The 24,551-nt window shown below is 59.7% G+C and carries 25 protein-coding genes and 1 tRNA gene; 6 read left to right on the top strand and 20 right to left on the bottom strand.

Annotated elements, in window-relative coordinates:
- Genes DBAC_RS11350 through DBAC_RS11340 form a run of 3 tightly spaced genes read right to left on the bottom strand, consistent with a single transcriptional unit; the run spans window position 1 to window position 2,681 of the window.
- A complete protein-coding gene (locus DBAC_RS11350) occupies window positions 1–1,233 on the bottom strand; it encodes a sigma 54-interacting transcriptional regulator (RefSeq protein ID WP_015774437.1) in 1,233 nt (410 codons plus the stop codon).
- A gap of 11 nt (window positions 1,234–1,244) precedes the next feature.
- A complete protein-coding gene (locus DBAC_RS11345; RefSeq protein ID WP_015774436.1) occupies window positions 1,245–1,664 on the bottom strand; it encodes a hypothetical protein in 420 nt (139 codons plus the stop codon).
- Between the two features lie 27 nt (window positions 1,665–1,691).
- The gene (locus DBAC_RS11340) at window positions 1,692–2,681 is read right to left on the bottom strand and encodes a sulfite exporter TauE/SafE family protein (protein WP_015774435.1); all 990 of its coding nucleotides are present in this window, start codon (window positions 2,679–2,681) and stop codon (window positions 1,692–1,694) included.
- A gap of 275 nt (window positions 2,682–2,956) precedes the next feature.
- Here DBAC_RS11340 and DBAC_RS11335 point away from each other — a divergent pair, with 275 nt between their 5' ends.
- Window positions 2,957–4,033 (top strand): sigma-54 interaction domain-containing protein, encoded by a 1,077-nt coding sequence (locus DBAC_RS11335; RefSeq protein ID WP_015774434.1) that lies wholly within the window; start codon window positions 2,957–2,959, stop codon window positions 4,031–4,033.
- 178 nt (window positions 4,034–4,211) lie between these two features.
- Here the strand turns inward: DBAC_RS11335 and DBAC_RS11330 are convergent, their stop codons facing one another.
- From DBAC_RS11330 to DBAC_RS11300, 7 genes are all read right to left on the bottom strand, one after another.
- Complete coding sequence (locus tag DBAC_RS11330) at window positions 4,212–4,721, bottom strand: nitroreductase family protein (protein WP_015774433.1); 510 nt, start codon at window positions 4,719–4,721, stop codon at window positions 4,212–4,214.
- A 141-nt stretch (window positions 4,722–4,862) separates the two neighbouring features.
- Window positions 4,863–5,462 carry a redoxin domain-containing protein gene (locus tag DBAC_RS11325; RefSeq protein WP_015774432.1) on the bottom strand — a complete coding sequence of 200 codons (600 nt, stop codon included), beginning with the start codon at window positions 5,460–5,462 and terminating at the stop codon, window positions 4,863–4,865.
- An 11-nt stretch (window positions 5,463–5,473) separates the two neighbouring features.
- Window positions 5,474–6,055: a peroxiredoxin family protein gene (locus DBAC_RS11320; RefSeq protein ID WP_015774431.1), complete on the bottom strand. Its 582-nt coding sequence runs from the start codon at window positions 6,053–6,055 to the stop codon at window positions 5,474–5,476.
- A 323-nt stretch (window positions 6,056–6,378) separates the two neighbouring features.
- Window positions 6,379–6,567: a twin-arginine translocase TatA/TatE family subunit gene (locus DBAC_RS11315; RefSeq protein WP_015774430.1), complete on the bottom strand. Its 189-nt coding sequence runs from the start codon at window positions 6,565–6,567 to the stop codon at window positions 6,379–6,381.
- 153 nt (window positions 6,568–6,720) lie between these two features.
- Entirely contained in the window at window positions 6,721–7,008 is a 288-nt protein-coding gene (locus DBAC_RS11310) for a type II toxin-antitoxin system RelE family toxin (protein ID WP_015774429.1), read from the bottom strand.
- The gene (locus DBAC_RS11305; RefSeq protein WP_015774428.1) at window positions 6,998–7,246 is read right to left on the bottom strand and encodes a type II toxin-antitoxin system Phd/YefM family antitoxin; all 249 of its coding nucleotides are present in this window, start codon (window positions 7,244–7,246) and stop codon (window positions 6,998–7,000) included. Before DBAC_RS11305 ends, DBAC_RS11310 begins: the two co-directional genes overlap by 11 nt.
- Window positions 7,247–7,443: 197 nt before the next feature.
- Window positions 7,444–10,257 carry an FAD-binding and (Fe-S)-binding domain-containing protein gene (locus DBAC_RS11300; RefSeq protein ID WP_015774427.1) on the bottom strand — a complete coding sequence of 938 codons (2,814 nt, stop codon included), beginning with the start codon at window positions 10,255–10,257 and terminating at the stop codon, window positions 7,444–7,446.
- A gap of 354 nt (window positions 10,258–10,611) precedes the next feature.
- Here DBAC_RS11300 and DBAC_RS11295 point away from each other — a divergent pair, with 354 nt between their 5' ends.
- Window positions 10,612–11,964, top strand: a complete 1,353-nt coding sequence (locus DBAC_RS11295) for a phosphohexomutase domain-containing protein (RefSeq protein WP_015774426.1) — start codon at window positions 10,612–10,614, stop codon at window positions 11,962–11,964.
- A gap of 85 nt (window positions 11,965–12,049) precedes the next feature.
- Here the strand turns inward: DBAC_RS11295 and DBAC_RS11290 are convergent, their stop codons facing one another.
- The 9 genes from DBAC_RS11290 to DBAC_RS11250 form a co-directional block, all read right to left on the bottom strand.
- A complete protein-coding gene (locus DBAC_RS11290; RefSeq protein WP_015774425.1) occupies window positions 12,050–12,799 on the bottom strand; it encodes a DUF4197 domain-containing protein in 750 nt (249 codons plus the stop codon).
- Between the two features lie 109 nt (window positions 12,800–12,908).
- A complete protein-coding gene (locus tag DBAC_RS11285; RefSeq protein WP_015774424.1) occupies window positions 12,909–13,502 on the bottom strand; it encodes a hypothetical protein in 594 nt (197 codons plus the stop codon).
- 184 nt (window positions 13,503–13,686) lie between these two features.
- Entirely contained in the window at window positions 13,687–14,529 is an 843-nt protein-coding gene (locus DBAC_RS11280; RefSeq protein ID WP_015774423.1) for a flagellin N-terminal helical domain-containing protein, read from the bottom strand.
- Window positions 14,530–14,616: 87 nt separating this feature from the next.
- Window positions 14,617–15,357 (bottom strand): tRNA pseudouridine(38-40) synthase TruA, encoded by a 741-nt coding sequence (truA, locus tag DBAC_RS11275; RefSeq protein WP_015774422.1) that lies wholly within the window; start codon window positions 15,355–15,357, stop codon window positions 14,617–14,619.
- Window position 15,358: 1 nt separating this feature from the next.
- The gene (locus DBAC_RS11270) at window positions 15,359–16,018 is read right to left on the bottom strand and encodes a MotE family protein (RefSeq protein ID WP_015774421.1); all 660 of its coding nucleotides are present in this window, start codon (window positions 16,016–16,018) and stop codon (window positions 15,359–15,361) included.
- Entirely contained in the window at window positions 15,939–16,304 is a 366-nt protein-coding gene (locus DBAC_RS11265) for a flagellar export protein FliJ (protein WP_267195238.1), read from the bottom strand. Before DBAC_RS11265 ends, DBAC_RS11270 begins: the two co-directional genes overlap by 80 nt.
- Before the next feature lie 158 nt (window positions 16,305–16,462).
- Entirely contained in the window at window positions 16,463–17,545 is a 1,083-nt protein-coding gene (locus DBAC_RS11260; RefSeq protein ID WP_015774419.1) for an NAD(P)H-dependent flavin oxidoreductase, read from the bottom strand.
- Between the two features lie 218 nt (window positions 17,546–17,763).
- Window positions 17,764–18,489: an adenosylcobinamide-GDP ribazoletransferase gene (locus DBAC_RS11255; RefSeq protein ID WP_015774418.1), complete on the bottom strand. Its 726-nt coding sequence runs from the start codon at window positions 18,487–18,489 to the stop codon at window positions 17,764–17,766.
- On the bottom strand, window positions 18,486–19,268 hold the full coding sequence (locus DBAC_RS11250) for an SAM hydrolase/SAM-dependent halogenase family protein (RefSeq protein WP_043812505.1): 783 nt from the start codon (window positions 19,266–19,268) through the stop codon (window positions 18,486–18,488). Before DBAC_RS11250 ends, DBAC_RS11255 begins: the two co-directional genes overlap by 4 nt.
- Window positions 19,269–19,361: 93 nt before the next feature.
- Here DBAC_RS11250 and DBAC_RS11245 point away from each other — a divergent pair.
- Window positions 19,362–19,438, top strand: a tRNA-Pro gene (locus DBAC_RS11245).
- Window positions 19,439–19,695: 257 nt separating this feature from the next.
- Here the strand turns inward: DBAC_RS11245 and DBAC_RS11235 are convergent.
- Window positions 19,696–20,112, bottom strand: a complete 417-nt coding sequence (locus tag DBAC_RS11235; RefSeq protein ID WP_015774416.1) for a hypothetical protein — start codon at window positions 20,110–20,112, stop codon at window positions 19,696–19,698.
- Window positions 20,113–20,241: 129 nt separating this feature from the next.
- Here DBAC_RS11235 and DBAC_RS11230 point away from each other — a divergent pair, with 129 nt between their 5' ends.
- From DBAC_RS11230 to DBAC_RS11220, 3 genes are all read left to right on the top strand, one after another.
- Complete coding sequence (locus DBAC_RS11230; RefSeq protein WP_015774415.1) at window positions 20,242–21,582, top strand: helix-turn-helix transcriptional regulator; 1,341 nt, start codon at window positions 20,242–20,244, stop codon at window positions 21,580–21,582.
- A gap of 106 nt (window positions 21,583–21,688) precedes the next feature.
- Complete coding sequence (locus DBAC_RS11225) at window positions 21,689–22,258, top strand: TorD/DmsD family molecular chaperone (protein WP_015774414.1); 570 nt, start codon at window positions 21,689–21,691, stop codon at window positions 22,256–22,258.
- Window positions 22,259–22,287: 29 nt separating this feature from the next.
- Window positions 22,288–24,540, top strand: coding sequence for a molybdopterin-dependent oxidoreductase (locus tag DBAC_RS11220; RefSeq protein WP_015774413.1), 2,253 nt, complete (start codon window positions 22,288–22,290; stop codon window positions 24,538–24,540).
- The last annotated feature ends 11 nt before the right edge of the window (window positions 24,541–24,551 follow it).

Here is a 24,551-nt window from a genome sequence, read left to right as displayed (position 1 = left end):
CTATCGCTCCTCTGTGTTCTTGCGGCCGGCTTTGCGGCCTTTCTCCACCGGTCGGACAACCGATTCAGGCTCGACGTCGTCGGTCAAATGCATGGGCAGGTGTTCGGTCCGAATGGTATCGCCGTTGCAGACCATGGCGGCAAATTCCATGATGTTTTTGAGTTCCCGCACGTTGCCCGGAAAATCGTGGGCGTAGACATGGCGCTGGGCTCTTGGGCTGATGGCGCTGATATCCTTTTTGAAACGCGCCGCATAATGGCCCATGAAATGGTGCAACAGAAATCCAAGGTCTTCCGCGCGGTCCTTGAGCCTGGGCAGGTGCAGGCGGATGGCTGAAATGCGATGAAAAAGATCTTCCCGCAGACGGCCGTCCTGAACCAGTTTTTCCGGTGACTCGGCGGTGGAAGCCATGAGCCGGGCGCTCGCGCGCAGGGGTTTGCCCGCGCCGACAGGCAGAATGGTTCCTTCATCCAGAAACCTGACCAGACTGCTTTGCTGGGAGAGCGGCAGATCCGCGATCTCCGACAAGTACAGGGTTCCGCCCTGAGCCTGCTGAAATCGGCCCGGCTTGAACTCTCCGTCGGGTCCCTGCATGCGTCCGAACAGTTCGGCGTCGAGCAGTTCGGAGGGCATAGGCCCGCAACTGAAGCGCACGAAGGGTTCGCGTGATCTGGGCGAAGCCTTGTGCACGGATTCGGCCAAAAGATCCTTGCCCGTGCCTGTCTCGCCGGTGATCAGCACCGCAGTGTCGTGCTGGGCGATGACCGGCACAAGGCCGAGAATCTTTTTCATGGCCGGACTGCGTCCGACAATCTGGCCATGATCCGCAGCTTGGGACAGGCGCGCCTCAATTTCCCGCAAGGCCGTCAATTCTTCAACCACATCGAGCACGCAGATCGGGCGGTTGTTGCCGTCCAGAACGCGCACCGGAGTGATGCGGATGGGAATCTTGCGGTGGTGACGGTTGATGCAATCGGTCTCAATTCCGACTCCTGCAGCGGCCTCGCGCCCGTGAGGGCAGTCCTGCAGGCAGGCCCGGCTGCGCAGGACGTGCCGGCAAGGCAGTCCGCGCACTTCTTCCCGGTTGTAGCCGGTCAAAGCTTCGAGGGCCTTGTTGAGCATGAGGACATGTCCCTCTTCGTCCAGGAGGGCCACCCCAACGGGCAGCCCGTCCAGCAGGGAGGGCAGGTCCGGGCAATTGGTGCCGATCAATTCTTCAATCCGTTTGAGCACGAGCCTCTCCTTTAGTGCGCGCCGCCTCCGACGATTCCGGATGCCGCGAAGCAGAGGACAAGGACCTCAAGGAGCGCGATAATGGCGAACGCGAAGTCCTTTTTCTTGAAGTAGGCGAGGGTGACCGGGATATAGGCCACGATGGTCAGGCCGCCCAGGAGCGCGATTCCAAGGAAGTTCAGGAAGTCGCCATTGGACAGCAGAGTTGCCCAGCCCCAGCCGTTGGGCACGTTGTTGTCGGCGAGGTACTGGCCTACGGGCAGCGCCCAGTATTTGATCACGTTGTCCATGGACACGTAGGGATCCATGATGCCGGTGACGTAGAGCACGTATGTGACAAGCATGAGCGCAAGGCCGCCCCAACATCCGTAGAAGAGGATGTTTGCGTAGGCGATCTGTTCGGCAGGCGCGTTGGTATCGGGTTTATTCATGTCTTTTCTCCTTGATTCTGGAATATGTTAGAAGCCCAGGCCCTTGGCCAGTGCCTTTCCACCTGCGAAGAGCAGCACGCCGATGACCATGTAGCGGATGAATGTGGGCTTGGCGATGGCCAGCAGACGCACACCCACGAAAGAGCCCATCATCAGGCCCACGATGGAGGGTATGGCCATGAGCGGGATGACGCAGCCCTGGTTCAGATAAACCCAGGCGGCGGAGGTGTCGGTGATGGAGAGGAGAAATTTGCTGGTGCCGACGGCGACCTTGAGCGGTGCGCCCATGAGCAGGTTCAGGACGGGTACGTTGGCCCAGCCCGCACCCAGACCGAACATGCCGGCCATGATGCCGATGACGATGAAGAGCAAGAGGCCCATGATGGTGCGGTGGGTTTTCCACTCCACGATCTCGCCGGTGGCGGGCTCCATGTAGGCGCCTCGCATGCCGAGGGCCATACTCAGGGCGTCCTGCTTTTCGACGACGGGACGAGCCGTGTTCTTGGAGAGCAGGAGCAGGATGGCGATACCCATGATGGTGCCGCCCAGGCAGATCTGGATTACGTGGTTCGGCAGCGCAAGTCCGAGGAAGGCGCCGAGGATGGCGCAGCTGGAGGCTATGAGCGCAACGGGCAGTGCCAGGCGCAGGCTGGCCAGATTGCGTTTCAGGAGACCGGGACCGGCGGCCAGGGCTCCGGCCAAGGCCACAAGCAGGCCCGCGCCGCGCACAAAGTCAAGATGGAAGGGAAAAAATCCGCTGACCAGCGGTACGTAGAGCACGCCGCCGCCAACACCGGCAAGGACCGCGATGATGCCAAGTATAAAACAGAAAAACAGCAAGATGACAGGCCAGGCCCACCAGGGCAGGGCCGAAGATGTGCCCGTGGCTTCCGCCAGCTGTTTGGCCGCTTCATCCGCGATTTCAGGGTTATTGCTCGCCCAAGCCAAAGTGACCAACAGGAGTGCGCACAATGCGGCCCCTCCCAGAATTCGCATCCACTTCGTGTTCAGTTTCATTCCTGTTTCGCTCCCGTTTACACGTTCTTCAAGAATTGATTGATGTTGCACCGCGATGCACAACGCATCCGAACTCCAGAATAGGCAAAGACCATGCCAGCACGAAAATACAGGCGGCTCCTTTGTTGACGTACCTGGGCACAGGGAGTAAACGGCAAAATATTGCCGCAAGCGGCAGGATTGTGCCTTTTTTCTCAAATTCAGAGCCCACAGGGCAAAATGTCGGTGTACCGACATTCAGGTTTTCGCCGAAAGCATGGAGTAGGATTCAAACAATGGAATTTCAGCCGGATATTGTCAAACAGCCCAAAGGTGGAGGGCGCTCGCGGTCCGGCAAGAAATTGCCGGAAGTTCCGCTGGATTCCGGAGTGGAGATTCTGGAACTGGGAACAGAGGACGGGCTCGGAAAGTTCGTCATCCAGTCCCGGACCATGCGCGACCTGTATCGCCTGGCCACGCAGGTTGCCGGTTCCGATGCGACCATCCTGGTTTACGGCGAATCGGGGACGGGCAAGGAGCTTTTCGCCCGCCTCGTGCACCAGCTTTCGGGTCGCAGGGCAAAGCCCTTCATTCCCGTTAACTGCGGGGTGCTCAAAGGAGAGCTCTTCGCCGACAAGTTCTTCGGGCATGAGGCCGGAGCCTTCACCGGAGCCCAGCGCCAGCGCAAGGGCAGCTTCGAGCTGGCCGTCGATGGGACCCTGTTTCTGGATGAAGTGGGCGAGATCCCGCCCCCCAATCAGGTCGATTTTCTGCGCGTTCTGGAAGAGAAGACCTTCCGACGCCTGGGCGGGGAGAAGACCCAGCCCTTCGATGCCCGCATCGTGGCCGCCACCAACCGGGTGCTGCACAAGATGGTCACTGTGGGGGAATTCAGGGCCGACCTGTATTATCGTCTGAATGTCATTCCGGTAACACTTCCGCCCCTGCGTGAGCGCATCGACGACATTCCTCCCCTGGCCGAATATTTTCTGGCCATGTATCGGCATCGCTATCACAAGCCCGATGTGCGTCTGGCCCCGGCCACGCTTGAGACCCTGTGCGGGTATTCCTGGCCGGGCAATGTGCGCGAGCTGCGCAACCTGACGGAACGGCTGGTCCTGCTCTGCGCCGAACCGCTCATCGAGCCCGCCCACCTGCCCCTGGAGATGCGTCTGGCCACGGGCTTGCCCGCCACCGAGTGCGGGCAGAACGTCATGACCCTGGAAGCGGCCGTGCGCCAGGCCGAGGTCGCGGCCATTGTCAGAGGCTGGGCTGAAGCCGGGGGCAGCAAGGCTAAACTGGCCGAAATCCTGGCCGTGAGCCCGCGAACTCTGCGCTACAAATTGGCCGAATACGATCTGAAGCTGACCTGAAATCCCCTTTTTGCTTTAGGAAGGCGCGCCTGCGGCAACCTTTTTCCTCGCATCGTTGCGCAGTTCAATTTCCCTGCCGGCGGGTCTATGCGTTGCTTTGCAGGCGCCTATGATTAGCAGCGGCAAAATTTTGCCGCTATGGGCTGTGCGCTTGAAGCCTCTCGGCTGCTTTCTAGATCTACCATGCTTCCCGATGGATCAACTCCGGCCGGTAGCGGCTCACGGCCTCGAATTGTCCGTCCGGCCATCCTATCGGAATCAGGGCGAAGGGATGGATGTTATCCGGGATGGCGAAAAGCTTGCGGAATCCTTCCATGCGGTCCTTTTCCGGGAAGACCCCGACCCAGACCGTGCCAAGGCCCAGGTCACGGGCGGTCAGGAGCATGTTCTGGGTGGCGGCGCTTAAGTCCTGGTCCCAGAAGGTCGGCCATTTTTTGCCATCCGGGTCACCGCAAAGCAGGATGGCGGCGGGGGCCTGCAGGACCATCTTGCTGTAGGGGTGAAAGGCCGGGATGGCGTCGAGCTTGGTGCGATCCGTGATGACGATGAAGTGCCACGGCTGCTGGTTTCCAGCCGAAGGCGCGGCCATGGCGGCTTTTATGATGGTCTCGATCATTTCCGGTGAAACGGGCTTGTCGAGATATTTACGGATGCTTCGGCGGGTGTGGATGGCTTCGATGAGTTCCATCAGACGTCTCCTTGTTTCGGGTGTCCACGCCGGACGGCATGGGTTTGCTTCTTTCATAGTTGTCGTTGCGCGGTATGCCAAGCAAAAACGCCCTCGGACCGCAAAGTCCGAAGGGCGTTTCAGCCAGGGTTTGGCACGGGACTACTTGAGACTCTGCATGGCCTTTATCAGCGGGCCAAGGTCCGGCCTCGAGTTGATGTCGTGCACGTCGATGTAGCGGATGATGCCTTCCTTATCGATGAGGAACAGCGCGCGCTCCGTTTCCCCTGTTGATCGCAGGATGCCCAGTGAGTCGGCCAGTTGTCCGTGGGGGTAGAAATCCGAGGCCACGGTGAACCACACTCCGCCCATCTCCTGCACCCAGGCATGCAGGGTCGGGACATTGTCCGCGCTGATGCCGATGAGCTGCGTGTCGGTCTGTTCAAACATGTCCTGCACAATGTTGTAGCCGGGCCACTGGCCGGAGCAGACCGGGGTCCAGGCGGCCGGAATAAAAGAAAGCACCACGTTCTTGTTGCCCCGGAACTGGGCCAGGGTGACTGTCTCCCCGCTTATGGTGGGCAGGGAAAAATCCGGAGCCTGGTCTCCGACCTTGACCTTGAGCGTGCTGTCCACCGGCTTGAGCTGGCCTGTCTCATAGATCCTGTCCGGGGGAATCGACGCTTCCTGGGCCGGGAGCTGAGCCGGCAGGAACAGCAGCAGGGCAACGAAGAACAGACTGGCGGGCAGGGTAGGTGTCATTTTTTATTCCTCTATTCACAAGCCTTCATGGCCTGGTCAAAAAAACTCTCCGCTGATTCCATGCGTCCAAGCAGTGTCTTGACGACACGGATCTCCTTTTTCTCCGGGTTCATGGCCAGCACATAGAAGAACGGGGTGCCGACTTCGCCGAGTTCCTTGTTGACCCTGAAATCCGGGTCCGAAAAGAGTGGGAAGGTGGTTGCGTACTTGTCGCGGAAAACCTGCACCTCAAAGTCCGAGTTGCCGATGCCCACCCCGATGAGCTTGACCTCTTCGCTCAGGCCCCGGCTTGCGATCAGGGCGTTCAAGTCGTTGAGGGCCGGGGCTTCGCGCTGGCAGTGAGGACAGTACATACTGAACGCAACAAGAATGACGGTCTTGGCGTTTATTTCGGAAAGATGTCGTGGCGCAGGGCCTTTGAGCCCCAGATGGGCCAGATGCTCCGCGCTCAGTTCGCCGCGCAGGAGCAGGTCCGGCATGGCGGCGCCTACGGGCAGGGGGTGGGAGTTCGCGTTGTCCGAGGCCTCCATGGCCACGGCGCTGCCGGAGAGCAGCAAAAAGAAAAGAAAAGTGAAAATGGTTCTGATTCGCATAAAGACTCCTTGAGCCAGGCTTGCATGAAAAGGGGCGGTTGCCGGCGAGGATATGAATTGCCGGGGCATCCACGAATATTTGGACAAATACTAGCAAGATGTGACGGTCGCGGCAAATGACTTTCTATTACTCAGGCTTTTGCACCGGAGGAAAAGGAAAATCTCCGCCGGCAGGGGGCCGGCGGAGATCATTTCAGACGGGGTGGAAGAGTAGGTTCATTCCGGCATGAGGTGACGTTTCTTGAGCCATGAGTGCAGCCTCATGGTCGCAAGAGGCCTGTGCAACATGGGACTCCGGGGCGGCACGCTTGAAGTTGCGTGTTTTATGCGGCCGTGTCCTTGGGCTTCGATTCGGCCGTGACGTCGATCACCTCCGGTTCGCTGAGCCCTCTTTTGAAATTGGAGATGGCCCGGCCCATATTGGTGCCGAGAAGCGGGAGATTTTTTGCCCCGAAGACAAACAGGGCGATGACCAGAATGATGAGCAGTTCCTGAACGCCTATTCCGAACATGAGAGCCTCCGCGAGAGGTGCTGGAAAAATGGTTTGACGCTTTTAAAGTCAGGGCGAAAAGAGAAAACACGGTCCAGACCTTCTGGTCTTTGAATGCGAGCCTTCATAGCAGGGGACTTGTCCAAGAGAAAGGGGGAAGATGCTCGAAAAAAGTCAGCCCAGTCTTTTGGCCGCGATCTTGTACACCGCGCTGCGTTCACGCTTTCCCACCGCGATCACGACAATGACCACCTCGTGGTCGCGGACCTCGTAAACAAGTCTGTAACCGGCGCTGCGGAGCTTGATCTTGAAGCAGTCTGGCATGCCCGAGAGCCTCGCGCTGTTTACCCTTGGGTTCTCGCGCCGCTGGCGCAGTTTTTTGGCGAAATGCTCACGGATGACGGGATCAAGCCTGTCCCATTCCTTTTTGGCCTCTTCCTTGAAACGCAGGCTATAGGTCATCCCAGGCCACCTCGATCTCCGGCTGATCCTTGCGGGCGACGGCCAGGGCTGCAAGCTCCATGTCTTCGAGCTTGTCCATGAGGGCTTCGTATGCATGAGCCGGCACGCAGTAGAAGACCGGTTCGTTGTGGTTGAGGATGGCCACGGGGAAGCCCTCGCCTGCGGCTACGGTGGCCATGGGGTTTTTCTTGAGTTCCGATACGCTGGCCGCCACATCGGCAAGGATCATGTTGGGCATGAGGACTCCTTTTTTTAAGGCCTGTTTATGGGGCTTTAATTAGGTCTTTTGTGGGGCGTGGTCAAGGCGGCAAAGGAAGAGGCGAGTGTGCGTTGGAGGGCTTGCTTTTCAAAAGCAGGCGGCGGCCCGGACTCTTGAGTCCGGGCCGCCGCGGCGTTGTTCGATCGTTTGTTCAGGACGCGGCAGTCTGATTTGATTCAGGCCGTGCATTCATCCACCAGGTAGAGGATGTTGCGGTACGGGATGCCGCCGTGCAGGGCCAGGCCGATCTCGCAGGTCCGGCTGGTGGAGTAGCCTTCGGTGCAGTCCTCGACCTTCTCGGCCAGGGTTTTCAGGGCCGAGGCGTTCAGTTCCGGTACGGAAAAGCCCTTGTCCCCGGCAAAGCCGCAGCAAAAGATGTCCTCCGGTACGACCACCTTGGCGGCGCATTTTTTGGCCAGCTCCAGCAGCTTGCCTTCGAGGCCCAGCTTGCGGGACGTGCAGGTCACATGCAGGGCCACGCGTTTGTCTTTTTTCGTGAAGGTCAGCTTGTCCTGCAGGAACTCCAGCACGAACACGCTCGGGTCATAGATTTTGAGGCGCGGGTCCAGCACCTCCTGCATGCGCTTGAGGCATGGGCTGGTATCGCACAGCACGGGCAGGGCTCCATTTCGACTTGCGGTCAGGAGCGCCTCTTCGAGCTGAGCGCTCTTGACGTCGGCCTGGGCCACGAAGCCTTTGCTCTCAAAGGCCTGACCGCAGCACAGCGCGGCCATGTTCTCAGGGAAGATGACCTCGTATCCGGCCTTGCGCAGCACGCTCACCGTGGTCTCGGGCAGGGGACGGATCTTTTCGCAGCGGGATGGACCCATGTTGCGGGCGATGCAGCTCGGGAAGTAGACCACTTTCAGCGGGTTGCCTTCATTCACCTTTTCGCGGCGGATGCGGCTGATTCCTCCCGGCATCTGCGCGTTCCAGCGCGGGACGCGCTTGCCCGTCATGCGATGCAGGGTTTCGGAGGACACATCCATAAATTTTGTCCCGGCCACGGCATGCACCGCGTCCACGGCCTGCAGCACCCCGGACACGGTCCGGGCCACGCCCGCGAAGTGTTCTCCGATCCAGTCGGCGGCTTTTTTCTGCCGTATGGTCGCGCTTTCGGCGCGCAGGGCCTTGGTCATCTTGCCCGTGTCGATGCCCACGGGGCAGCGCGTGCCGCACAGCCCGTCCGTGGCGCAGGTGCCGTCACCCTGGTAGCCGTAGGCTTTTAAAAGCTTGGCCAGCTCCGTCTTGTGTTCGGGCTTGCCTTGAAGTCGCTGGATTTCACGCCAGGACGTGATGCGCTGGCGCGGGGACAGGGTTATGTGCTTGGAGGGGCAGATGGGTTCGCAGAACCCGCATTCGATGCACTTGTCCACCAGTTCGTGGGCGGCAGGCAGGGGTTTCAAGTCCTTCAGGTGGGCCTTGGGATCCGGGTTCAGGATGACGCCCGGATTGAGGAGCGTCAGCGGGTCGAAGATGCGCTTTATGTCCTGCATGAGCCGGTACGCGTCCTGCCCCCACTCCATCTCGACAAAGGGCGCCATGTTGCGGCCCGTGCCGTGCTCGGCCTTGAGGGAGCCGTCGTATTTCTCGACGACCATCACGGTCACGTCGTCCATGAGTTTGCTGTAGCGCTCGATTTCTTTGGGGTCTCCGAAATCCTGGGTGAAGACGAAGTGCAGGTTTCCTTCTAGCGCGTGGCCGAAGATGATGGCTTCTGAGTAGCCGTATGTATCGAGCAGACCCTGCAACTCCAGGGTCGCGTCGGCCAGGCGCTCGATGGGGAAGGCCACATCCTCGATGATGACCGTGGTGCCGGTGGCCCGCACCGAGCCGACGGCCGGGAAGAGGCCCTTGCGGATGTTCCATAGCTTGGCGAATTCCTGCGGCACGGGGGTGAACTCGATCTCGCGGACCATGTTCACCCCGGCCAGGGCGGCCTTGATGGTTTCGATCTGGGCGTCGAGCTCCGCCTTGTCCCCGGCGCGGGTCTCGACCAGCAGGGCGGCGGCGGTATCGCACAGTTCACGTAGGTAGGGAGGCATGCCGTCCTTGTCCTGCACTGACCGAAGCGCCGGGCGGTCCATGAGTTCCACGGCGGCCACGGGTTGCTTCTTCAAAATGATGGTCGCCTCGCAGGCGGTGCGGATGTCCGGGAAGAGCATCAGCGCCGAGGCCTTGTGGGCGTGCTCGGTCACGGTGCGGTAGGTGACCTTGGAGATGAAGGCCAGCGTTCCTTCGGATCCGACCAGGAGATGCTTGAGGATGTCGAACGGGTCCTCGAAATCGACCAGTGCGTTCAGGCTGTAGCCCGTGGTGTTTTTGATTTTGAACTTGTGGCGGATGCGCGCTTCAAGTTCCGGGGCGCTTATGACCTGACGCCTCAGATCCGCCAGCCCTTCCACTATTTCCGGGTGCTTTTCCCGGAACCTGCGCTTGGATTCGTCGTCGCCGGTGTCCAGGACCGTGCCGTCGACCAGGATGAGCCGCAGCTCTTCAAGGGTCTGGTAGCTGTTCTCGGCCACGCCGCAACACATGCCGCTGGCGTTGTTGGCCAGGATGCCGCCGATCTTGCAGCTGTCGATGGAGGCCGGGTCCGGGCCGATCTTCTTGCCGAATGGGGCCAGGGTGCGGTTGGCGTGGGCGCCGATGATGCCGGGTTCAAGGTCGATGCGGCGGGCCTGGTCATAGACGCGGCAGCCTTGCCATCCTTCACCGAGGCGGATCAGCACCGAGTCCGTCACGGCCTGGCCGGAGAGGCTGGTCCCGGCGGCGCGGAAGGTCACGGGGATGCGGCTCTTGTATGCCAGGCGCAGGATACGGGCCACCTCGGCCTCGTTTTCCACATTGATGACGATTTTCGGCACGAGGCGATAGAAGCTCGCGTCGGTGCCATAGGCCAGCAGACGCAAGGGATCGGTGATGATGCGCGCGATGGGGACGAATGCGGCCACCGCGTTGTGGAAGGCACGATATTTTGAAGCAAGCATGAGCGTCTCCTTGTTTTTGATAAAAGATACTATTAAGGTATTCAAAAACAGAAATTCTGACAAGATTAATCTGCTTTTCAGGCAGTAGCCTGGACCTGGTGTTCAACAGCCTGATTTGATTCGGTTTCTCCCGGCACCGGATTGTCTTGCGTAAAAGGGGGTGCGCGCCTGCACGTTGCGGGGCGCACGTGCATGTCGACATGCCTGGCCGTAGGGCATAACAGTATCTGGGGGCGGCGTGGCGGCAAAATCCCTCTTTTTGCTTGCTTCAGGCGGTCCGGGCCTGGTAGCCGTCTGTCCGGTTCTCTTGGCCGTGATATTTCAATGCATGTCAGTATTTCAGGAGTCTCAAGCATGAACCTTTCCTGTTTCAAAGCCTACGATATTCGCGGACGCGTCCCGGACGAGCTGGATGAAGCCCTGGCGTATCGTATCGGCCGGGCCTATGCCGCTTTTCTGAATCCCGACCGGGTGGTGGTCGGCCATGACATCCGCCTTTCAAGCCCCGCCATGGCGGATGCCGTGATCCGCGGCCTGCGCGATTCCGGCGTGGATGTGTGCACCCTGGGCGAGTGCGGCACCGAGGAAGTGTATTTCGCCGTCTTTGATCAGGGGCTTGACGGCGGCATCATGGTCACCGCCAGTCACAATCCCAAAGATTACAACGGCATGAAGCTCGTGCGCGAAGAGTCCCGCCCCATCAGCGGCGACACTGGCCTTTTCGCCATCCGCGACCTGGCGGTGGCCGGAGAATTCAGGGCCGCGCAACGGGTCGGTCAGTTGTACGAACTGAACATGCGCCCGCGCTATATCGACCATCTTTTGTCCTATGTGGATCGCGATGTGCTGCGACCCCTGTCCATCGTGGTCAATGCCGGAAACGGCGGAGCCGGGGTCATCGTTGACCTGCTCCAACACAAGCTGCCCTTCAGATTCCATAAGCTGCTGCACAAGCCCGACGGCAATTTTCCGGCCGGCGTGCCCAACCCGTTGCTGCCGGAAAACAGGGAATTGACCGCCCGGGCGGTGCTCGAACACAAGGCGGACCTGGGGCTGGCCTGGGACGGGGACTTCGACCGTTGTTTTTTCTTTGACGGCAGCGGGCGCTTCATCGAAGGCTATTATCTGGTGGGTCTTCTGGGCGAGGCCTTCGCCCGCAAGGTTCCGGGGGCGGGCATCATCCACGATCCGCGCCTGACCTGGAACACCATCGCCGCCGTGAGCGCCGCAGGAGGCCGGCCCATCATGTCCAAGACCGGGCACGCTTTCATCAAGGAGCGCATGCGCCTGGAAGACGCGGTCTACGGCGGGGAGATGAGCGCGCACCATTATTTCCGTGATTTCGCCTATTGCGATTCGGGCATGATCCCCTGGCTCCTGGTCGCTGAGCAGATCTCGCGCACGGGCAAGTCGCTGGCCGAGCTGGTGGACGAGGCTATGGCCGCGTATCCGGCCAGCGGAGAGATCAACCGCCGGGTCAAGGACGCGGGCGCGGCCATTGCCGCCGTGGAGGCGCGGTTTGCCGCTCAAAGCCTGCGTCGTGACGAAACCGACGGTTTGAGCCTTGAGTTTGATCAGTGGCGCTTCAACCTGCGCTCATCCAACACCGAACCGGTGCTGCGTCTCAACGTCGAGTCGCGCGGGGACCGGACGCTCATGGAGGAGAAGACGCGGGAGATCCTGGAGGTTGTGGACGGGATGGACTGAGTGGACTGAATGGAAGGGATGGTCCTGGGAGTGCCCAGGATGGATGAGGGCGAGGCCGGGGGGCTTCGCCCTCATGGTGTTTTGGCTACTTGCTGAAAACCTTTTTCAGCAGATCCGTGGTTCTCGCGGCCGGGTTGGTGCGGATGGCCGCTTCTTCCTTGGCCACATAGTGGAAGATGCCGTCCATGCCTTTTTCCACCACGTAGTCCGTGAGGTCGGCCTTGGCGTCGGGCATGAAGGGCAGGGCTTTGTATTGTCCCATCATGTTGTCGTAGGCCTGCACCGCTCCGGCCTCGGCCAGAGTGGCGTCGACGATGGGCTGCATCTCTGTGGCCAGACCCGGGCCCATGGCCTTGCGGAAATACTGGGTGGCCGCGTCATCGGGGCCGCTCAGTATTTTCTGGGCATCCTCGATGGTCATGGCCGAGATGGCGTCCACGAAAAGGGCCTTGGCCTTGGGCGTGGCCTGTTCGGCGGCCCGGTTCAGCTTCAGTTCCAGATCGTCGACCAGACTCGAATACCCGGCGGCTTTAAGCGCCTTCTGCACCGTGGCCAGCTGTCCCGGCAGGGGGATGTGGATGGCCTTGTCCGTGTAAAAGCCGTCCGTTTGGCCCAGATTGGCGACCACGTTCTCGGTGCCCACGCGCAGGGCTTCCTTGAGGCCGTCACCCATTTCGCCCTGGGACAGGGAACCGGTTTTGGAACCGCCCGAGGACAGCAGCCCCAGCCCCTGCTGCAACAGATTGCTTTGCGCCCAGACTGTGGCGGACATGAGCACCGCTGCAGCCAGAACACAGATGGTCGTCAGATACGGTGATTTGGTACGAACAGGCATGGGTTCCTCCGGTGTGGATGCAATGTTTGTGAAGATCGTAGGCCCGATCCGGCTGCGCAGGCAAGGGAAAAATGGATTCAGTCGAGCCGTATCCCAGGCTGTTCGCGTTTTAGAATTCGTAGCGCAATCCCATTGTCAGGATGTTGCTTCCGCCTTTGTCGGCGAACATGCCGTAGCCCGAGGATCGGTGATGCAGGCGGAAGATGGTGGACCAACTGGAATCCGGCAAGGCAAAGGCGGCCTCGATGTGCCAGAAGAGCAGAAATTGTTCGCTGTCACCGCTTTTTTGTCTTTCGTATTCGGGCAGCTTCGTGGCGTAGGAAGGGCCGAGGCCGTAGGCCAGGCTTGTATCCAGGATCTTGTCCCAGGGGAAATATTCCCAGCGGACGTTCAGTACCGGGGCGTTGAATTCAAAATGGTCCTGGATGCCGAAATGCCGGGCCACATTGGCCTCGAGTTCCAGGGACCAGAGACGGTTGGTTGGGCGGTGGAATGTCCAGCCCAAGGCGCCGACAAGAATGTGCGAATCGACCAGCTCGGCTTGTCCGGAAATGGACTGGCGCCAGTTATCGTCGGTCATGACTCCACCGTAAAGGCTGGCTGCGATGTTATTTTCTGATGACGCGGAGGCGTTGGCGCCAGGAGCGAGCAGGATCGCGATGAGCAGGAAATACATAATTTTTAGGTAGCGTGCGCGGTTCATGATGAGCTGCCTCGGGATTCACCCTTGCTGACCTGCCAAACGAGCAGGCGTATTCCTACGGAAGTGTTTTGGCCTGAAAAAAAAGTGTATTATACAAGGATGGTAATCGCGAAAAAGACTTTGGGCAAGTTTTGTGGAGAAAAGAAAGCAAGGAAAAATGGGTTGAATGCCCTGCCTGAGGGCTTTAGCTGAGTTCGTCCAAAAGGGTTCCGGTGTCGCGCATGAGCAGCCGGATCAGGATTTCCTCCAGGGACAGGGTCGGCGTCTGCCGCCGCGCCTCCACTGCCTGGTCCAAGAGGTCGGCCTGGGAATTAAGGGCCGTGGCCTGGTAGGTCAGTCCGTCTTCACGCTGGGAGTAGATTTCTTCCAGGGTGGCCATGTCGCCGATATGGGTGGAGAGGTTGTCCAGTTCGGTTTGCAGGCTGCCTGCCGGGTTGTCTTCCAGATTGCCGCCGTCGAGGGCGGCCAGACCGGCTTCATCCATTTCCTGAAAGACAACGTCGAACCCGCCTCCTCCCGCCGCCGAGGGAAGTGATTGGATATGTACCTTGCCGTCGGAGCTGATCTGGTCCGTGCCCCACTGGGATTTGTCCAGCACGGCGATGCCGTTGTGATAGGTTCCTTCGATGATCGGCGTTATGCTGTCGCGCAGGGCGTTGTACTGATTCGCGACATCCGCGGAATAGGTCAGGGTGCCGTCCTTGATCTGCTGGGCCAGACTCTGCATTTCTTCCAGAACGCCTTTGATCGTGCCTACCGCACTGGCCGCGATGCCGGCCATGGAGGAGGCTTCCAGCACATTTTTACCGGCCCGGCGGATGGCCGCGCTGTCCGAACGCAGCCTGCCGGTGATAGCCTCGTCGAAGGGGTTGGTCAGGGGTTTGACCGGCTGTTGCCCGAGAATCATTTCGCGCAGGTTCGCGCCCACGGCGGAGCCCTGAAAATAGGCGTTCATGAGCAGATCCTGCTGCCACATCTGGGTGGCGGTGGAGACGACGAATAGTTTTTGCAGGTCGCTTAAGGCCATGAAAACCTCTGAACTGGCGCTAATGGTGTCGAAGCAGTCGAAATTCGGTAGAACATTCTTGATAAATCGGCTGGTTTTCAAAAGTCATTAATACATGACTTCCTCTAATGTGAGCCCCCGTGCCGGGGCCGTGGCCGGGGCCTTGCGGCGATCACACCCTTCGAGGATAGGGCGGACGTCAGCGGGGGCCAGCCCGCCTCGTCCCACTTCGACCAGGAGGCCCATGAGGTTGCGGACCATCTGTTTTAAAAAACCATCGGCCTGAAAGCGGAAGACCCACTCCGCAGAATGGGTTCCGGGAGCGCGGACAATGGGCTCCAGGGTGCGCACCGTGCCTTTTATCTCCGTGCCGGCGTTCTGGAAGGCCGCGAAATCGTGGGTTCCGGCAAGCACCTCCGCGGCCTGGTCCATGGCTTCGAAATCAAGCCCGCGCACAGGCCAGACAAAGGGCGCCCGCTGGGGCATGGTGAACCTGGGCTCGGTCCAGAGCGTATAGGCGTAGCGTTTGGAGCGGACCGAAAAGCGTGCGTGAAAGTCATCCTGCGCTTCGCGCGCTTCGAGGATGGAGATGTCGTCCGGGAGCATGGCGTTCAGGGCCTGCCTCCAGGGGATATGCCTTTTGGACTCGGGCACGTCGAAGTGAGCCACCTGCGCCAGGGCGTGCACGCCCGAATCCGTGCGCCCGGAGCCGTGGACCCGCACCAGTTCGCCGCAGATGCGGGCCAGTTTGTCCTCGATGGCGCCCTGAATGGTCTCGCCCCGGCCTTGGATCTGCCAGCCCTGGTAGCGAGTGCCGACGTAGGCCACGGTCAGTCGGATGCGCGGCATGCTAATTCCCGCTTTCGCCGGTCTGCAGCCGGGTCAGGGCTGCGGAGAGCGCGGCCGCACGGTCGGGCCGCACCGATGAAAGGATCTCGCCGGCCTTGCGGCCGCTCATCCCCGCCAGGATTCTGACGGCGATGGGTTCTTCCAGGGTCTGCAGGACCAATGCGGCCTGCTTGGGTTTCATGTTCGAATAGACATCGATGAGATGCGCCATTTTTTCGTCCTGGATGCTTCCGGCGGAATCGATCAGGTTTTGCATCCTGATTTCAAGCTCCCGCAATGTTGTGAGCTTTTCATCGACTTGCGCTTCAAGCGCCTTCAGTTCCGCTTCCTTTTTGGCCAGGGCCTGTTCACGCGCATTGAGGTCCTGGAGCTGGCCTGTCTGCGTATCGGGATCGGTGGCGTTGTCCTGGGTTTTTGCGGAGGTCGCCGCAGGCTCCTCGGCCTGCGCCAGACTTGCGGCAATGGCCGGGCGGATGATCACGGGTTGCAACAAGGAGGTTTCCGGGACGGCGGACGGAATCCAGAGCAGGCAGATGGCCACCAGCTTGACGGCTGCAAGGGCGATGCAGGCCTGGACCAGTCTAGTAAGGCGTGCGCCCGTGCCGGAGGGTGCCTGTCTCGTCGAATTCTTTTTGCTCTTTTCGTTGTTCTTCCTGACCATGTTTTTCTGCCTGTTTGGCCCGGAGTTTCTCCAGGAGTTTACGGTCTTTGGCTTTTGTCACCAATTCAAGCCGACGGGTTTCGGCCAGCTGCTGCAGCTCGACAAGTTTTGCCTGTGCTTGTTTTTTGTCAAGTTCCAGACGCTTTCGCCACCCCGACCAGAGCCACAGCTCCGGTTGGGTCATTTGTTTGAGGCGGCTCAGCTCAAGAAGGCAGGCCTCCAGGTCTTTGTGTAAGGCCTCCACGCGCAGGTTCTGTTCGGCAATCTGTTGTCTGGTCAGGCTCAAGGCCAGTTTTGCCTGGTCTTCGAGCTGCCTGCGGTATTCCAGGATTTTTTCCAGTTTGAATGAAAAGGGGCGTGCCATGTCGGCATATTAGCAAAAAGCGTGCACAAAAAAGCCCGACCATTTCGGCCGGGCTTTCGGTAATCGTGGAGTCGCTTGTGCTAGGCGGCGCTGGCTGCCGCGATGTACCCTTGGCGCAGGGATTCGATCAGCTCCTTGACGGAGACGATGGCGTTGACCCGGTACGCGTTGGCTCCTGCAAAGGCGAAGCCGTGTTTCAGCATGCCTTTCTTGGCGTTCACCAGGGCCAGCGCGATGCAATACGGGCTCTTGGTGTAGTCGCAGGAACTGATGCAATGGAACGGGCACTTGAAGGGTTTCTTGAGGCCGCTGTTCACGTCATCGAGAAAGGGACCCCTGACCGCCCGTCCGGGAAGACCCACGGGGCTTTTGATGATCTGGATGTCCTCTTCCTTGGCGTTTATGTAGGACTCCTTGAATTTGATGTCCGCATCGCATTCGTGGGTGGCCACGAAGCGGGTGCCCATCTGTACTCCCGCCGCGCCCATCTTGAGGTACTTGTGGATGTCCGCGCCGTCCCACACACCGCCGGCGGCGATGACCGGGATCGGTCGGCCGGCTTTTTTCTCGAATTCCCGTACTGCCTCGATGACTTCGGGCACGGTCTTTTCAAGAGAGAACTCGGGATCGTCGATCTGCTCGGGCTTGAAACCGAGATGACCGCCGGCCTTGGGTCCTTCGACCACGAAGGCGTCGGGCAGGTAATCGAACTTGGACAGCCATTTCTTGCAGATGATGCTGGCGGCCCGGGCCGAGGAGATGATGGGCACGAGTTTGGTCTTGGCCCCGTCTTTAATGTAGGAGGGCAGGTCAAGAGGCAGGCCGGCACCGGCGAAGATGACGTCCGCGCCCTCCTTGATGGAGGTTTTGACCATGTCGCTGAAATTGGTCAGGGCGACCATGATGTTTACGCCCAGGATGCCGTCGGTTTTTTCGCGGGCCGCGCGCAGTTCACGGGCCAGGGCACGTATGTTGGCTTCGCGGTAATTGCTTCCGATATCGGGCTCGCCCATGCCGATCATGGCGGCGGCGATGACGCCGATTCCGCCTTCCTTGGCCACGGCCGAGGCCAGCCCGGAAAGGGAAATGCCAACACCCATGCCGCCCTGGATGATGGGGATTTTTGCAACAAGATCACCGATCTTGAGTTGTGGAAAGTCCATGGTGTTCTCCTGTATGGATTGCGCCTCGTGGCCGTTGGGAAGCAGGGCTTGAGTGACCACTTAATGAAGGCGTTTGTCGCGCTGCTAACTTAAAATAAAACAGGGGTCAATGAAGGCCCGCCGGACCCATTGTCTGCAGAATGGCATAAATGCCGGATGGGCAGATGTGCAGGCATTGATCGGGCCTTCAAGGACGCAGGATACATACCTGCAGGGGGTCAGATTGACAGTGATAGGGGGAGCAGTGCGCAGACCTCCCCGGCAATGATGGCCGCACCCAGAAAATCGCCATTCACGCCTTCGTGCTTGCGGCCCAGCGCCAGCAGCGCAGCCAGGGCGGCCACGGCCAGTGCAAGGGTGGCGGCCAGATGGCTCGGACCCAGCGGTAGGGCCGGGAGCAGGGCGGTACAGCCCCCCAGGATCAGGGCGGATGTGGTTGCGCCCTGCACGGCGTTTTGTCCCAGACCCGGCCGGGACAGGCTTTGGCTCATCCGGGCCAAGGCCAGACAGCAGAAACGGCCGAAAACAGGGGCGAAGAGCAGCGCCATCCACGCCTTTTGAGCGACGGCCGCTTCAAAGAGCGCGGTTTGCAGTCCAAGGCCCAGAATAAGGCCCATGGTGCCGAAGGCTCCAATGTGGCTGTCCTTGACGATGGTCCAGAAACGCATCCCCGTGGCCCCGCTGCCCCATCCGTCCCAGAGGTCGGCCCATCCGTCCCAGTGCAGGCCCCGGGTCAGATAAATATTGAGCCCGGTCAACAGCCAGGCCAGGATCCAGGACGAAAGCGGGAGCATCGACGACAAGGCCAAAATCAGCCCAAGGAGGAGCCCCACCATCGGATACATGCGCATGGACCGGCTGATGGCCTCGCTGGTGGTGATGTGGGCACGGCCCAGGCGGGTCAGAAAAGTCAGGGCAACGAGAAAATCTTGCAGCGGGTTCACTGGTGCGGGATGTCCTTTTGGGTCAGGCGTATGTTTCGGCCGGGGCAAAGGCCCAAGGTACGGGCGCAGTCGCCCTGGTTCACGGCCAGTTCCAGCACCCCCTGACTGCCCGCCAGGAGTCCTATTTGTCCCGGCGCGAGGTCTGCGTAGGTTGCAGTCGTAACAACCGATCTGCCGTCATCAAGGGCCCAGGTCCGTGGCAGTGCGGGAAAATTTTCTGCGCGCAGGTTCAGCAGGCAGTTCCCGAAGCGGTCCACATGCAGGACCGTACAGTCAATGGCGCGGTTCCCAATCTCGGCCCAGATGAAATCACGTCGCATGATCATGTCCGGCCCGATGCGGGACCCGAAGGCTTGCGGCGCCGCACCCAGGGCCAAGCGGGCGGCGATGGGCGCGAAAATGTCCCGCCCGTGAAAGGTGTTGCCGGCGGCATAAGCCTGCGCGTCAATCCGCCACCACGAGACAGGCTCATCGATCAGAAATGACAGCAGACCATTGTCCGGGGCCAGAAAAAGCTGATTCTCCCGTTCGGCCAGCACAATGGACCGCGATGAACCGACCCCGGGATCGACCACGCCCAGAAAGATACTCTGCGGCGGAAAGTGTTGATAACTGGCCTGCAGCAAAAAGCCGGCCTGAAGTATGTTGTGTGCCTCCACTTCATGGCAAAGGTCCACAATGCGCGCGTCCGGCGCCTCGCGCAAAAGAACCCCCTTCATTTGTCCTGTATAGGGATCAAGGTGCCCAAAGTCTGTGAGTAAAACGATAACCGCGCGCATGACATGTTTTACGACCAAGGCCGGGGCCTGTCCAGAGCCCATCGAGAAACCTGTTGACAGCGTGAAGCGCGCCTGTGTAGATACGCCACTCTTCGGGGCGTAGCGCAGTTTGGTAGCGCATCGGTTTTGGGAACCGAGGGCCGGAGGTTCGAATCCTCTCGCCCCGACCATAAAGAAAACAAGGGCTTGGATGTAAAATCCAGGCCCTTTTTTCGTGTCGTTTTATTGTCCGCCCAGTACCATGTCCAACATTTGGACTGCGCTGCGGTGGAACAGAGTGATGGTGAATGGTCGTGCGTTCGTTGCGCTGCTCGAAAACGGGCAGTGGCGTACGATGACATGAGCTGGAAGGATGTTAGGGACGAGCAGGTGTTTCCCTGAGTTGCGATAATGCTGAGGCGCATGTGGTTTGTTTGAGCGCCTACAGTCATTGACCTCCCCCGGCGGGCAAGATTTCCAAAACCTCCGTCTTCTCCAGCAGCAGAAGGGAGTCTACCCCGCCGCAACTGGATTTGCTGATCTGGTTGAGTCGAAATCTGAGCTCGTAGGTGCCCGGCGCTGAGAAGAGAAGGCGCGACTGCGGATATCCGGTTTGGATTTCAGGTTTTTTTCCCTCCGGCTTCTTCTCCACGTCGATATTGATCGATGCGTACATTCCTTCAGGCACTTTGTAATCGCCCATTTCAAAGGTGGCGACGAGCGGTGCGCCGACAATCCGGTCACCGGCAATGACTACCGTGGCATTCTCTTCCATGCCCTTGGCTCGGGCTGGCGTGTCGCCTGCGAGGGCGAGTCCAGTCATGTTCAGGGTCAGCATGATAAGCAAAATCAGAAAAAATCGCACGATTCCACCTCGGATTTTTTGTATTGCTCGGGCATCCTTGCTGATAGGCCTTAAAAGAAATAAGACAAGCCTTTGGGTAGGGGATGGGTAGGGGATGGGTAGGGGGAAGCATAAGAAAAAAAGGATCCCATGAAGGCACACGAATCGACTGGTTATCAGATATTGCTGCGCCTGGCGGAAACGCACCAGGACTATTTTCTTGAGCGGTGGTCCCTGCGCATGGCTACCGCCGGATACCTGCAACACACCACGGCCAAGCGCGTCGACTGCCTTGTCGCCCTGAAAGAGTTTCTGCAGCCGCTGTTACGACATATCGAGGAGCACGACGTCCCCGAGGAATTTTCCGCATTGCTCCGCTGCGACACCGGCTGGGAACGTTTCCTGATCGAATCGTCCCGTCGTCACAGATCACGCGGCATCACTTTCGACATGTTTCTCGGCTGTTTCAAGACCTTTGTGTACAGCCTGCTGGACGTCATCGAGCAGATGGACGTCGAGTTCAATCACAAGGTGGAGGCGCGCAGGCTCATCAGGCTCTACGGGGACGCGCTTGAGGTGCTCTATCTGCAGGACTGGATCCGGACCTTTCCCGAGTTTTCAAACAGCAAGCTTGACGAGATGAACAGGTTGCTGACCCTTGAGAAGTGCCGTTTTGAAAATACGCTGAACGCAACCTCCGACCTCATCTTCGTGGTGGAGGGTAATGGCCTGGTCGCGAACATCAACGCCGCGGTAAGGGCAGTGATGGATGAAGCCTCGACGCTGAACCGCCCGATCTGGGAGGTCCTTTCCCTGGAGGGCGCTTCGGTGGACGAGTTGCTGCGCTACTATCCGGTGGGCATCACCTGCGAGCTGGCCCCCTTTGACGAGGACGTCATCTACAGGATGCAGATCAACACCATCAACCAGGTCAGCCTAGCCAGCGACCAGTACATCTTCGTGCTGACCAACATGACCACCCAGGCCATGCAGCGTCAGACCCTGGAGGGCATTGTCGACGAAAAGACCGAGGCGCTGCGCCGGGAAAAGGCGCAACTTGAAGAGATGAACATCACGCTGCGCAACGTTTTGAAAAGTGTCGGCAAGGAACACGAAGACCACGCCAGCAACCTGGCCGCCAAGGTCAACACCCTGGTATTGCCGGCGCTGGAACGCATCGAGTCGGAAAATGATCCCGCGATCCGCAAGGGGTATGTCACCGTCGTCAAAGACCAGCTGACGCGCCTTTTGCCCCGGGACCCGGGCGGCATGCCCCTGCTGCTCAAGCTCACGCAGATGGAGATGAAAGTCTGCCAGTTCATTCAATCCGGCCACTCCAACAAGGAAATCGCCGAGCTTTTAAGCCTCTCCGTCGAAACCATCCAGACCCATCGCAAGAACATCCGCCGCAAGCTCGGGCTGCTCGGCAAAAGCGTCAGCCTGTACGCCCATCTGAACACCATGGGGCTGGACGACTCGCTGGGTACATAAAGCTACCCAATATATACCCTGAATCCCGCCTGTTTATCATGGCGGCGCGCCTGTAATTGGGATACAGCATATAAAGAACTCTTCCCCATTACCGAGGTGCGCCCGCATGACCGACGCATGTATCGCCTCCCTGGAAGGCCTGCGTGATTTCTTTTCCGCATGTAACGCCATCGAGCTCAAGGATGCGGCCGGCCGCATTGGCGGTAGCGTCGATGCAGCCATTTTGCCCGGTACGGACTGGACAGCGGTGGAGTATGAATTCAACCGCCTGTTCGTAGGTCCTGCCGCCGTGCCCGCCCCTCCCTATGCCTCCGCCTATTGCGAATCCGACCGCGTGCTGATGGGCAAGGCGGCCTTGGAGGCCCGCGAGCTTTATCATCGGCTCGGACTGGCCGTGCCGCAGGAGGGCGTCATCCCTGACGACCATCTGGCCTATGAGCTGGAGGCGATGATCGTCCTGAAAAGCGCTCTTGGCGCGAACTCTTCTCCTTCCCCGGACACGGTGGCCCGGCACGCGTGGTTCGTGCGCGAGCACCTGGCCCGATGGCTCCCGCATTTCATCCTGGCGACCAGAACACACGCGTCCCAAGGCGGGGTCATCGCCCTGGCTACGGACGCCCTTGCCGCGTGGTTCGACAACGAACTCAACACCATTGCAGCCTCGCACCCGAAGTGATCGGGCAGGCGACCTTCAAGGAGGATTGTATGTCTCAAAAAACAAGAGCACTCAGCAGGCGTCAGTTCCTGAAAGGGATCTCCGTGGCCGGAGCGGCCTCGCTGCTCCCGCTCAAGCTGCTGATGCCGTATTCCGCCGAGGCCGCGACGGCGTTCAGGGAGCAGGATTTCCAGATATTCAGGAACGCCTGCCCCAGGAACTGCTACGACACCTGTTCCATCAAGACGTACGTCAAGGACGGGGTGGTCAAGTTCATCGAGGGCGCGCAGGAGTCCACCTTCACCAAGGGCGGCCTGTGCGTGAAAGGGTATGCCTATCCCCGGCGGGTCTACAGCCCTGACCGGATCAAGTATCCTATGGTGCAGGACGGCCGCCGCACGGGCAACTGGCGCCGCGTCTCATGGGACGAGGCCATGGACCGCATCGCCGGCAAAATCCTTGAAATCAAGGAAAAGGACGGCAACCTGCTGGGAATGGGATTGACCAAGTATTCCGGAAACTTCGGCATCACCAACTACGGCGTCGAGGGCATGATGTCCTCGCTCGGCTACACCACCCGCTTTGTGGGTACGCCCTGCTGGCCGGCCGGTATCGATGCGCAGAACTACGACCTTGGCGACATGTGGTGCAACGATCCCGAGGACATGGTCAAATCCAGGTTCGTCATCATCTGGGGCGCCAATCCCGCGTGGTGTTCGGTGCATTCCATGAAGTACGTGAACGAGGCGAAACGTCGCGGCGCGAAGGTCGTGGTCATCGATCCCATCTTCACCCAGACTGCGGCCAAGGGGGATGTCTATTGGCAGCCCGAAACGTCGAGCGACGGCGCCCTGGCACTGGGCATGGCTCGCCACATTCTGGACCAGGGCTTGGTGGACAACGATTTCGTGAACACGCACGCCATCGGGTACGCTGAATTCGCCGCATATCTGCGCGAAAACGTGACCGTGGAGTGGGCGTCACAGGTCAGCGGCATCCCTGCCGTTCAGATAAAGGAAGTGGCCGAGGAGTTCGCCACCGCTGATCCGGCCACAATCTGGATCGGCTACGGGATGCAGCGGCACACCAACGGCGGCGCCTCCGTCCGCGCCATCGACGCGCTGGTCGCCATGACCGGCAATGTCGGCAAGGAAGGCGGCGGGGCGCGTTACGGCCATCTGCGCACGTGGGGCTTCAACTACCACGCGCTGCTGCAGAAGCAGCCCGAAGGCTCCACCGGTTTCATCGGGGCGACCGGCCCCAAGGGCGAGTTCGATTTCACCAAGGGCGAGGCCGCCAGTTTCACGGATCGCACCGTGAACATCAACAAGACTGCGCAGGCCATCCTCGATACCAAGGATCCCGCTTTGCGGATGCTGTGGGTGTCGTGCAAGAATCCCTTTGCCCAGGACTTCGACCGGCCAAAGCTGGAGAAGGCCTTCGATACGCTGGAGATGGTCGTCTCGGTGGAGCAGTTCTTTACCGAAACGGTCAACAACTCGGACATCGTGCTGCCGGTGACCACGCTGTTCGAGGAGTGGACCGTCAACGCTTCCTACTGGCATTACTGGGTGGGCATCAACGAACAGGCCATAACGCCCATGTACGAGACCAAATCGAATATCGAGATCGCGGCCGTGCTCTCCAAAAAGATGAACCAGCTCTCGCCCGGATCCTGCACGTTCCCGCAGGACATCGACACCAGGGAATGGCTGGAAAAGGAATTCAACCAGGGCATCTACGACTACCTGGGCATCAAGCACTGGACCGACCTTAAAAACGGCCCCGTCAAGGCACGGCTCGCGTCCTCGGCCTCCTGGAGCGACATGAAGTTCGGCACGCCCTCCGGAAAGTACGAGTTTCAGTCCGAGCTGTGCCAGCAGAACGGCCACGACGCCCTGCCCAGATACAAGGAAGGGCGCAAGCCGTATGATGAATTCAGGCTGCTGACGCCGCATACGAAATTCGGTCTGCATTCCCAGTTCGTCAATCTCGACTGGATGCAGGAGTTCAACAAGGAGCCGTTCCTCTACATGCATCCCGATGATGCGCAGGAAAAGAAGATTGCCGACCTTGATACGGTGCGTGTCTTCAACAAGGTCGGAGAGCTCAAAATCAAGGTCAAGCTGACCAGCAACGTCGCCAAGAAAAGCCTGGTCATCTATGAAGCATGGTTTGGGGCTGGAAACGACTTCAATGTCCAGAATCTGGTGGATGATGAGTCCTCCGACATGGGCGCATACAAGACCGGAGCGCCCGGCGTCGCCATACATGGCCAGTTTGCCAATGTGGAACGGGTCTAAGGAGTGAATGC

The sequence above is a fragment of the Desulfomicrobium baculatum DSM 4028 genome (assembly GCF_000023225.1).
GTDB classification, from domain to species: Bacteria; Desulfobacterota; Desulfovibrionia; order Desulfovibrionales; family Desulfomicrobiaceae; genus Desulfomicrobium; species Desulfomicrobium baculatum.
The sequence above is the reverse complement of the archived record's forward strand: the minus strand, read 5'-3'. Positions and strand labels throughout refer to the sequence as shown.

Coding starts and splice junctions, on each gene's coding strand:
- DBAC_RS11345 (WP_015774436.1), bottom strand. CDS start 1,664: ATGAATAAACCCGATACCAACGCGCCTGCCGAACAGATCGCCTACGCA.
- DBAC_RS11340 (WP_015774435.1), bottom strand. CDS start 2,681: ATGAAACTGAACACGAAGTGGATGCGAATTCTGGGAGGGGCCGCATTG.
- DBAC_RS11335 (WP_015774434.1), top strand. CDS start 2,957: ATGGAATTTCAGCCGGATATTGTCAAACAGCCCAAAGGTGGAGGGCGC.
- DBAC_RS11330 (WP_015774433.1), bottom strand. CDS start 4,721: ATGGAACTCATCGAAGCCATCCACACCCGCCGAAGCATCCGTAAATAT.
- DBAC_RS11325 (WP_015774432.1), bottom strand. CDS start 5,462: ATGACACCTACCCTGCCCGCCAGTCTGTTCTTCGTTGCCCTGCTGCTG.
- DBAC_RS11320 (WP_015774431.1), bottom strand. CDS start 6,055: ATGCGAATCAGAACCATTTTCACTTTTCTTTTCTTTTTGCTGCTCTCC.
- DBAC_RS11315 (WP_015774430.1), bottom strand. CDS start 6,567: ATGTTCGGAATAGGCGTTCAGGAACTGCTCATCATTCTGGTCATCGCC.
- DBAC_RS11310 (WP_015774429.1), bottom strand. CDS start 7,008: ATGACCTATAGCCTGCGTTTCAAGGAAGAGGCCAAAAAGGAATGGGAC.
- DBAC_RS11305 (WP_015774428.1), bottom strand. CDS start 7,246: ATGCCCAACATGATCCTTGCCGATGTGGCGGCCAGCGTATCGGAACTC.
- DBAC_RS11300 (WP_015774427.1), bottom strand. CDS start 10,257: ATGCTTGCTTCAAAATATCGTGCCTTCCACAACGCGGTGGCCGCATTC.
- DBAC_RS11295 (WP_015774426.1), top strand. CDS start 10,612: ATGAACCTTTCCTGTTTCAAAGCCTACGATATTCGCGGACGCGTCCCG.
- DBAC_RS11290 (WP_015774425.1), bottom strand. CDS start 12,799: ATGCCTGTTCGTACCAAATCACCGTATCTGACGACCATCTGTGTTCTG.
- DBAC_RS11285 (WP_015774424.1), bottom strand. CDS start 13,502: ATGAACCGCGCACGCTACCTAAAAATTATGTATTTCCTGCTCATCGCG.
- DBAC_RS11280 (WP_015774423.1), bottom strand. CDS start 14,529: ATGGCCTTAAGCGACCTGCAAAAACTATTCGTCGTCTCCACCGCCACC.
- truA (WP_015774422.1), bottom strand. CDS start 15,357: ATGCCGCGCATCCGACTGACCGTGGCCTACGTCGGCACTCGCTACCAG.
- DBAC_RS11270 (WP_015774421.1), bottom strand. CDS start 16,018: ATGGTCAGGAAGAACAACGAAAAGAGCAAAAAGAATTCGACGAGACAG.
- DBAC_RS11260 (WP_015774419.1), bottom strand. CDS start 17,545: ATGGACTTTCCACAACTCAAGATCGGTGATCTTGTTGCAAAAATCCCC.
- DBAC_RS11250 (WP_043812505.1), bottom strand. CDS start 19,268: ATGCGCGCGGTTATCGTTTTACTCACAGACTTTGGGCACCTTGATCCC.
- DBAC_RS11230 (WP_015774415.1), top strand. CDS start 20,242: ATGAAGGCACACGAATCGACTGGTTATCAGATATTGCTGCGCCTGGCG.
- DBAC_RS11225 (WP_015774414.1), top strand. CDS start 21,689: ATGACCGACGCATGTATCGCCTCCCTGGAAGGCCTGCGTGATTTCTTT.
- DBAC_RS11220 (WP_015774413.1), top strand. CDS start 22,288: ATGTCTCAAAAAACAAGAGCACTCAGCAGGCGTCAGTTCCTGAAAGGG.